The organism is Johannesbaptistia floridana (assembly GCF_057440575.1).
This window is the reverse complement of sequence record NZ_JALKVM010000139.1, coordinates 1-2710: the sequence shown is the minus strand read 5'-3', so window position 1 is coordinate 2710 and position 2710 is coordinate 1. Positions and strand designations below refer to the sequence as shown.

Genomic DNA, 2710 nt, shown 5'->3' with positions numbered 1-2710 from the left:
TATGTCTCAATTATCCCTTTGTCCCTAATTGTCAACCAACTAAAACTTACCCATTCTGGCTATTTAGCTAATCAAATGAGCAAGTTTTAGCAGTAATGAGTAAATATTTTTCAACTGTATTTAGCCCAATTTCCGTCAACTAAATTGGCTTCTTGATTTCTGTTGACTATCTGCACATACAGAGATATTGAACAAAGATGGTAGCCACCAACTCTATATTGATAATGATGGTGGCATTCTAAAACACAATATCCTTGACCTTGGATTTCTATATAATCACCCGGTAAAGGTTTAAATTCTAACTGTATTTCACCTAGAGATTGATTAGATTGACTCAGAATTATTTCGGTTTTTACTGCCTTTGGGCCCATAATTTCCTCAACCACTAGAAGGGAATGTCATCTAGGTCTTCATCATTAGTTGGAGGATAATTAGTTGGAGGATAAGAAATATCCTCATCTACTACTTCTGTGTTTACCGGAGTTGTAGTCAGTATCGTTTCTTTTTGCGGCTTAAATGAATCTATAGAAACTACATTTTCTGGTTGACTACTAGCTGGAGTATCAGTAACAGGTGATCCCCCAAGGCGATGAATTTGAGATATTGTTAGTTCTGCTCTTTTTTCTTTGTATCCTTCAGGATGGTCATAATTTCTCATGGATAAACGCCCTACGGCAATTACTTCATCTCCTTCTGAATAGTTTTCTTTGATTTCTTGCGCCAGATTACCCCAGCCAATCGCTTTGATATTAGCAGGGGATGAATTTTGGCCTAATCCTTCAATTTCCAGACGCATTTCTGTTATTGGTAGTTGGCTTTCTTGGGTATAACGTAATTCTGGATTACTGATAATTTTAGCCATTAGTACACAGCTATTCATTTTTTAACAAACCTCATCTGTGATTTCTTAGAACAATTGTACTATAAATCGGAAGTTTTTTAAATAGTATTTATATAATTTTAAACTGCCGATGGCCAGGATTTAAATAAATTGCTAGGTTTAAAGAAATTTGTGGGAACACTATAAAAAGAAGCAAAAAACAAGTTAAATAAGATATTTACTCATTGAGCTGAGTATAATTAGTGATGGTTAGTATAAATATCCGAACCCCACCAGTTAAGATTAGAAGAAAGAAAACCCCCAAGTATCACCAGATTATTGGCAGCAGGATTGATGCTACTAGTTACCAAGATGCTTGGAATCGCATAGAAAAATGGGTAAGAAAAGAAAGCTGTGCCTATGTGATTGCTGCCAACGTCCATGTGGTAATGATGGGATATTGGCATAAAAGCTATCAAAAAATTATTAATGGTGCGGCTTTAGTTACACCAGATGGAATGCCTCTGGTATGGGGATTAAAATTATTAGGAATTAAAAAACAAAAACGGGTATATGGTCCCGATTTAATGTTAACGGTGTGCGATCGCGCTGCCGCCGAACAAATACCTATTTATCTCTACGGTGGTAGTGAAACTACCCTAAGCAAACTAAGTAAACAACTCAAAGAACAATACCCCAATCTAATTATCGCTGGTACTCATTCTCCACCTTTTCGTGAGCTCACTCCTCAAGAAGAAGAGGCAGATATCAGAAGTATAGAGGCATCAGGAGCTAAAATCGTCTTTGTCGGTTTAGGTTGTCCAAAACAGGAACAATGGATGGCTAGAAACTATCAGAAAATTAGTGCTGTATTCTTGGGAGTAGGAGCTGCGTTTAGTTTTCACAGTCAAGAAGTTAAACAAGCACCTCGCTGGATGATGAGTATGGGATTAGAATGGTTATATCGTTTTAGCCAAGAACCAAGAAGGCTTTGGCAGCGCTATTTGGTGAATAATCCGGCTTTTGTGGTTTTGTTCGGTTTACAATTACTCAAAAAAATCTTGTTTTCCCATAAATAAAGCTAGAAATTTCCTTGACCTTCAGGAGATTGTAAATAGCCTAAAAAAGCTTGAACCTCAGCATTAGCTGGTTGTTTATAGGCATAGAAAAGGGTTCTTGTATAGGGATAACTAGAATCAGTGGGGCTTAACCCGTTGATAGATAAAACTCTAGCCGTGCTTTGATTGGCAACTTGAGAATAGGTAGCATAGCTAATACCATCACTATCCAAAGCTCCTATAATGGGAGTGGTAGCATCTCGCTCCATAGTAGTGATGTTAGAAGTATTACCAAAGTTTTGGCCGTTGAGAGCTGTTTCTTGAAAGAATTGATGAGTGCCACTAATTGGGGGGCGATTAATAACCCTAATTGGACGATTAGGTCCTCCCACTTGAGACCAGTTAGTAATCTCTCCTTGGAAAATTTGTTTAACTTGTTCTGCTGTTAAATTATTTACTGGATTATCAACTTCTACTATCACAGCTACTGAATCTGTAGCCACAGGAATCGCTACTAAACCCTGTTGTTGTTCTTCTGGCGTTAAGGGTCTAGAAATTGCTGCTAAATCAACTTGTCCATTAATCAAATCTTCTATCCCTTTTTGTGTCCCTGAGGCGTTGGCAATTACTTGGGTGCCAGGAAACTTCTCCATAAAAGCTTTTTTGAAAATCTCGTTTATTTGTACCATACTTGTAGAACCGTTGATTCTCACTATAGTTCCTGAAGGTACTGTATTGGGAAGAGGGAAAGTCGCTGTAGCAGTAACAGTAGGGGGTGGAGTTGTTTGTGTGGTTTCTGTAGAAGGCGTAGTTGTACTAGTAGGGGGAGGAG

General features: G+C 38.0%; 4 protein-coding genes. 1 reads left to right on the top strand and 3 read right to left on the bottom strand.

Annotated elements, in window-relative coordinates:
- Positions 1 to 110: 110 nt before the first annotated feature.
- Both MW688_RS09640 and MW688_RS09635 read right to left on the bottom strand, forming a co-directional pair.
- On the bottom strand, positions 111 to 371 hold the full coding sequence (locus tag MW688_RS09640; RefSeq protein WP_486735759.1) for a DUF6464 family protein: 261 nt from the start codon (positions 369 to 371) through the stop codon (positions 111 to 113).
- Between the two features lie 14 nt (positions 372 to 385).
- The gene (locus MW688_RS09635) at positions 386 to 880 is read right to left on the bottom strand and encodes a single-stranded DNA-binding protein (RefSeq protein WP_486735758.1); all 495 of its coding nucleotides are present in this window, start codon (positions 878 to 880) and stop codon (positions 386 to 388) included.
- A 206-nt stretch (positions 881 to 1086) separates the two neighbouring features.
- Here MW688_RS09635 and MW688_RS09630 point away from each other — a divergent pair, with 206 nt between their 5' ends.
- Positions 1087 to 1899 (top strand): WecB/TagA/CpsF family glycosyltransferase, encoded by an 813-nt coding sequence (locus MW688_RS09630; protein WP_486735757.1) that lies wholly within the window; start codon positions 1087 to 1089, stop codon positions 1897 to 1899.
- 2 nt (positions 1900 to 1901) lie between these two features.
- On the opposite strand, the gene MW688_RS09625 is transcribed toward MW688_RS09630, so the two are convergent.
- Positions 1902 to 2710, bottom strand: an 809-nt coding sequence (locus MW688_RS09625; RefSeq protein ID WP_486735756.1) for a phosphate ABC transporter substrate-binding protein, incomplete at its 5' end; no start/stop codon positions are given.